Source organism: Chamaesiphon sp. OTE_75_metabat_556 (assembly GCF_031378165.1).
GTDB lineage: Bacteria > Cyanobacteriota > Cyanobacteriia > Cyanobacteriales > Chamaesiphonaceae > Chamaesiphon.
Genome location: NZ_JANNDR010000362.1, coordinates 1 through 5,114, shown reverse-complemented (window position 1 = coordinate 5,114; position 5,114 = coordinate 1). Strand labels below are relative to the sequence as shown.

Sequence of the window (5,114 nt, the reverse complement as noted above, 5' to 3'; positions counted from 1 at the left end):
GTTTGATTCGGGAAGTTTTAGTCGGACAACAAGGGATCATTACCATGATCGCTAAATAAGTCGATCGTCTAAATGCTTAACCACTAGCGCGAATCAATTCCACAGCGTCTCGTCCGTCGGCATCTTGAAAATAAACTTTGATCTGTTCTTCCCGCGACGTCGGTAGTTTCTTGCCACAAAAATCTGGGTGAATCGGGACTTGGCGATGGCCGCGATCGATCAACACGGCGAGTAAAATTTCCTTAGGTCGCCCATACTCAGTGACAGCGTTTAGTGCCGCCCGAATTGTCCGCCCTTGATAGATCACATCATCTACCAGGATGACGGTCTTATCATTCAAGTCTACCGGCATATCGGTTTTCCCTGGCGTGCGGACGGCAATCAGATCGAGATCGTCGCGATAAAAAGTAATATCTAGGGCAGCTACCGCAACTTTGACCCCTTCTAAGATTTCAATCTGTTTCGCCAGCATATTGGCGAAGGGGACGCCTTTTTTTTGAACGCCAACCAATACCACCTGCGACAGATCCCGACAGCGTTCGTCAATCTCTGACGCTAATCTGATTGACGTTCTGCGGATTTCATCAGCCGACAGGATTTCAACAATAGAACTGGGCATAGTGGGAAGTTGGGAGTTGGGAGTTGGGAGTTGGGAGTTGGGAGTTGGGAGTTGGGAGCGATTCGCGCACGCCTATGTACCACGACGGATTAGCGAATCAAGACAGTTGCGACTGAAATCACGCGGAGAGTGGAGGAGCAGGTGTTTCAGTCAGCGACGCGCGACCTGGAGGTTTCCTCCAGGTTGTGTGCGTCAAGACAAGACAGGGAGGCTAGCCAAACCGTCGATCCCTAAAATTATACTTTGACCAAAGAAGGCATGACCGTCGCACCTGGAATACAATTCCAAGACAAGTCAAAAATTGGATAGATATTGCAGAATATTAAGCTTATCTCGATCGACCTAGCAACCGCGATCCTTTTTGCCTAACCTAGATACAGGGAAATTAGTCGATCGTTGCAAGCTAGGAGCTGATAACTTGGATCGAGTATTACGGCATTGTGTTTCAAAAAGATCGCCCTAACACCTAATCTCTAATACCTAACACCTAATTGCATGGCATATCAGTGGTTTAAATCTTTTCATATTATCGGTTTTACAGTGTGGTTTGCAGGTTTGTTTTATCTAGTAAGATTATTTATCTATCATGTCGAGGCAAATGAAAAGCCCGAACCCGCACGGAGCATTCTCAAAGAGCAATACCAAATCATGGAACAGCGGCTCTATAGTATCATTACTACCCCCGGAATGTTAGTAACGATCGCCATGGCGATCGGGATTATTTCGACAGAACCAGATATCATTCATCAACGCTGGTTGCACATTAAAATCGGCTTAGTTGTTCTATTAATCGGCTATCATCACTATTGCAAGAGCTTGATGAAAAAGCTAGCAGTAGATGAATGTAAATGGAACAGCCAACAGTTGCGCGGCTTAAATGAATTGCCGACACTATTTTTAGTCGCGATCGTCTTATTAGCGATCTTCAAGAATAATTTACCTACCGATTTAACAGGATATTTAATTGTCGGGTTAGTCGTGCTGATGGCAGCAACAATTCAACTCTACGCCCGCAAACGCAGATTAGATGCTGAGAAATTAACAACTAATGAAGTTCCTACTTCCGAAATTGGTGCATCTTAGTAGTTGTGATTAATTCAATAACAGAGAGTTATTGAGAAATTAATTAATAATACTCGATAACTCCCTCCCCACTCCCCGCTCCCCGCTACTAACAATGACTTATACATCTACAGACATCCAATCAATATTCAATCGGATTGCACCAGTGTACGATCGATTAAATAACGATCTGAGCTTGGGGATGCATTGGGTTTGGAAGCAGATGACTGTATCTTGGAGTGAAGCTAAAGCTGGCGATACTTGCCTGGATCTGTGTTGTGGCAGTGGCGACATCACTCAGCTTTTAGCCAAACGCGTTGGTACGACAGGAACGGTGATCGGTGCTGATTTTGCACCCGCTCAACTCACAATTGCTGCCGAACGGATCGCCAAGATTTATCCACCATTAGAGCACATTAATTGGGTTGAAGCTGACGCGCTCAATCTCCCATTTGCCGATAATTATTTCGATGCAGTGACGATGGGTTATGGCTTGCGAAATGTCACAGATATTCCGAGATCTTTAGCCGAGCTGCATCGAGTTTTGAAAACTGATGCCAAAGTCGCAATTCTTGATTTTCATCGTCCCAGTAACAATTTAGTACGCCGCTTTCAGCAATGGTATTTAGATGCGATCGTCGTACCAAAAGCAGCTCAATTAGGGATGACGGATGAATATGCTTATCTAAATCCCAGTCTCGATCGATTTCCGACTGGTACGGAACAGATAAGATTAGGATTGGCAGCGGGATTTAGTCAGGCAATTCATTACCCGATCGCGAGTGAGCTGATGGGTGTATTAGTATTGACTAAATAATTTGTAACTCCTGCACAAACACAAGTAGGGGCAATTCATGAATTGCCCCTACTTGTGTTGATGCTTCATTTAATCCTCATTCCTCTAAAGAAATTTGACATAGGCTCGATCGCATCTCGATGTCTCTACATCTGGAATCGATCGATAACCACTCGATTCATATAGTTTCACCGCTGCCGTTAACACACTCGCCGTTTCGATCCGAATCTCCCGATAACCGCGATCGAATATCGATCGTTCTAATTGCCCTAATAAATACTTCCCTAAACCCTGTCCTCTAGTTTTGAGATGTAAGTACATTTTGCGGATTTCTACCGCCTTCACATCGCAATTTTCTTCAAAAATACAAGGATAATAAGCACTCGTACCGATAATCGTACCATTGTCTTCAATTACCCAAAATTCACCACCGCGAGCAAGATAATATTGCTCCACACCGATGACATCTTGATCGGCTCCATCCGGCTCCCAGCCCAATCCATATTCAGCCAACGCATTTTTAATAACTGCCGCCGCCGCAATCCGATCGTCCGGTTGCCAGTCTCTAATTATGTAATTTTGATATCGATCGAGCATGAATTAAAAAAACTATCCACTATCCACTATTCACTATTCACTATTCACTATTCACTAACCTAACTATGAATTCTCGGTTCATGATAGAGCGTAGATAATAACTGACTTTCAAAGATGGCGAGTTCGGCAAGACGGGATTGGACGATCGATCGATCGAAATAAGTATCCGCCAGCAACCAATAAATCCCAAAATGGCGGGCTTCCGACGCCATCAAACTACGATAAAAAGCAGCTAATTTCGGATCGGGAAGATGCGTACCGAGCAAGCCCAATCGCTCGTGAGAACGGGCTTCGATCAAGCCCGAAATTAGTAGTGAATCCAATAATCGCTGGGGTTCTTGATGGCAAATTTGGCTCATCAAGCCTTTGCCATACGGCGGCGCATTCAGCGGTGAGAGCGGAATATTGCGCTGTTCGAGGATTTGATTGACTTGCTCGAAATGCTCTAATTCTTCTCGCGCGATCGCGGTTAATTGTCTGACGAGTTTATGATTGGATGGATACCGAAACATCATATTGACGGCGGTGCTGGCTGCTTTGCGTTCGCAATGCGAATGATCGAGCAAGATCGTATCGATATTCCCCAGTGCTTGTGCGAGCCAAGCAGCGGAGGTAGGTTCGCACAAAACATTTATCGTCGGATTGGCAGTGACAGTCATCAGGCAATACTAACAGTGTCGAGGATCGATCGTCTTCTTTACTATACCAATTCAGCGACAAGATTGAATTGGAGATCGATCGTCTGCTAGATTTGCCGACAGAAAGAGCGATTTTTATGCTGTCTTCAAATCATCTGGTATCTTTAGTGGATGTTCCCAATTACGATCAGAATGTAATTGCTCGATCATCGTCAATCGGGGATGGCGGATTTTGCTTTGGCTAGTTTAGCAGAGGATGGTGAGGTACTATCGATCGGGCGGGATAAAGATTTGAGCCAGTCGCCACGCTTGAATGCGGAGTTAGACTATCGTTTTTAGAAACTGATGCGAGGAAGTATTCTGACTTAATTTAGACTTAAAACCAGTCTTGAAAGTTGCGATAATTAAGGATTTGAAATAACATCTGAAACAATGAACGATCGAATCGAAGTATCCGGTTATCATGGAACTAGTCAAACTAAAGCCACCAGTATCCTCAAGAATGGATTCCTCACCAGCGACAACGATTATGATTGGTTGGGTACTGGTATATATTTCTTTCAAGATGCACCAATGAGAGCCAAACAATGGGCAATAGAACAGCATTCCCAAGAGCCAGCAGTAATTTGTGCTCGAATCCAGTTAGACAATTGTATCGATCTATTTGATATCAAGTGGTTCCCCATCCTGAAAAACATCTATAATTTATTTGATGACCAGTATCGAGATACTAACAAGCCCCTGCCAAAACAAAACCCAGTTCGCTCTAAAGCCCATCGCTTAGACTGTGCATTTTTCAACTATGCTAGCCAATTTCTTTCTCGTCAGGGACAGATCGTAACAAGCACCAGAGCAGTTTTTGTAGAAGGTGAGTGCATATTTCCTGATTCAGCAATTTTTGACTTAGCTCATGCCCAGATAGCAGTCAAAGATCCTGTTGTAATTAGAGAGAGTTATTTAATTGAAGTCTAAGGAGTTATTCTGATGTTAGATGTAAATAAATGCCAGGAAATATTAGAGCGTCATTTTGCTACTGTTACTCGTGAAGAGTTTCTAGCAAATCTGGAAGAATTTTGTCCAGAATTTATTGCAGCAGGAATCGAGGATTCAGCAGCAGATGAATTTCAAAACACAGCAATTTATCAGCAAGCAAAGCAAGAGAGTAAGCTAGAGATTGCTCCTAAGCTTTTGAAGAAAGGACTAAGTATTCAAGAAGTAGCTGACATTCTAGAACTGGATGTACATCTTATCGCCAAATAAATGAATTATTCAGATGCTAGATGTAAATAAATGTCAGGCAATATTAGAGAATTATTTTGCGACCGTGACTCCCGATCGATTTATGCTAGATTTAGCCAAGTATTGTCCAGAATTATTCGATGAAGGATCGACTCATCTAGAT

8 protein-coding genes are annotated in these 5,114 nt (G+C 43.4%); 5 read left to right on the top strand and 3 right to left on the bottom strand.

The window, feature by feature from the left end; translation table 11 throughout:
• Positions 1-76: 76 nt before the first annotated feature.
• Positions 77-619, bottom strand: coding sequence for a bifunctional pyr operon transcriptional regulator/uracil phosphoribosyltransferase PyrR (gene pyrR, locus RMO27_RS14585; RefSeq protein ID WP_309733744.1), 543 nt, complete (start codon positions 617-619; stop codon positions 77-79).
• 495 nt (positions 620-1,114) lie between these two features.
• Here pyrR and hemJ point away from each other — a divergent pair, with 495 nt between their 5' ends.
• Both hemJ and ubiE read left to right on the top strand, forming a co-directional pair.
• Complete coding sequence (gene hemJ / locus RMO27_RS14580) at positions 1,115-1,702, top strand: protoporphyrinogen oxidase HemJ (protein ID WP_309733742.1); 588 nt, start codon at positions 1,115-1,117, stop codon at positions 1,700-1,702.
• Between the two features lie 94 nt (positions 1,703-1,796).
• Complete coding sequence (gene ubiE / locus RMO27_RS14575) at positions 1,797-2,498, top strand: bifunctional demethylmenaquinone methyltransferase/2-methoxy-6-polyprenyl-1,4-benzoquinol methylase UbiE (RefSeq protein ID WP_309733740.1); 702 nt, start codon at positions 1,797-1,799, stop codon at positions 2,496-2,498.
• A gap of 84 nt (positions 2,499-2,582) precedes the next feature.
• Here the strand turns inward: ubiE and RMO27_RS14570 are convergent, their stop codons facing one another.
• Both RMO27_RS14570 and RMO27_RS14565 read right to left on the bottom strand, forming a co-directional pair.
• A complete protein-coding gene (locus RMO27_RS14570) occupies positions 2,583-3,074 on the bottom strand; it encodes a GNAT family N-acetyltransferase (protein ID WP_309733737.1) in 492 nt (163 codons plus the stop codon).
• A gap of 59 nt (positions 3,075-3,133) precedes the next feature.
• The gene (locus RMO27_RS14565; protein ID WP_309733736.1) at positions 3,134-3,733 is read right to left on the bottom strand and encodes a tRNA isopentenyl-2-thiomethyl-A-37 hydroxylase MiaE; all 600 of its coding nucleotides are present in this window, start codon (positions 3,731-3,733) and stop codon (positions 3,134-3,136) included.
• 177 nt (positions 3,734-3,910) lie between these two features.
• Here RMO27_RS14565 and RMO27_RS14560 point away from each other — a divergent pair, with 177 nt between their 5' ends.
• The 3 genes from RMO27_RS14560 (at position 3,911) to RMO27_RS14550 (ending at position 4,972) form a co-directional block, all read left to right on the top strand.
• A complete protein-coding gene (locus tag RMO27_RS14560; protein WP_309733734.1) occupies positions 3,911-4,051 on the top strand; it encodes a hypothetical protein in 141 nt (46 codons plus the stop codon).
• A 93-nt stretch (positions 4,052-4,144) separates the two neighbouring features.
• Entirely contained in the window at positions 4,145-4,684 is a 540-nt protein-coding gene (locus RMO27_RS14555) for a hypothetical protein (protein WP_309733732.1), read from the top strand.
• Positions 4,685-4,696: 12 nt separating this feature from the next.
• The gene (locus tag RMO27_RS14550; RefSeq protein WP_309733730.1) at positions 4,697-4,972 is read left to right on the top strand and encodes a hypothetical protein; all 276 of its coding nucleotides are present in this window, start codon (positions 4,697-4,699) and stop codon (positions 4,970-4,972) included.
• The last annotated feature ends 142 nt before the right edge of the window (positions 4,973-5,114 follow it).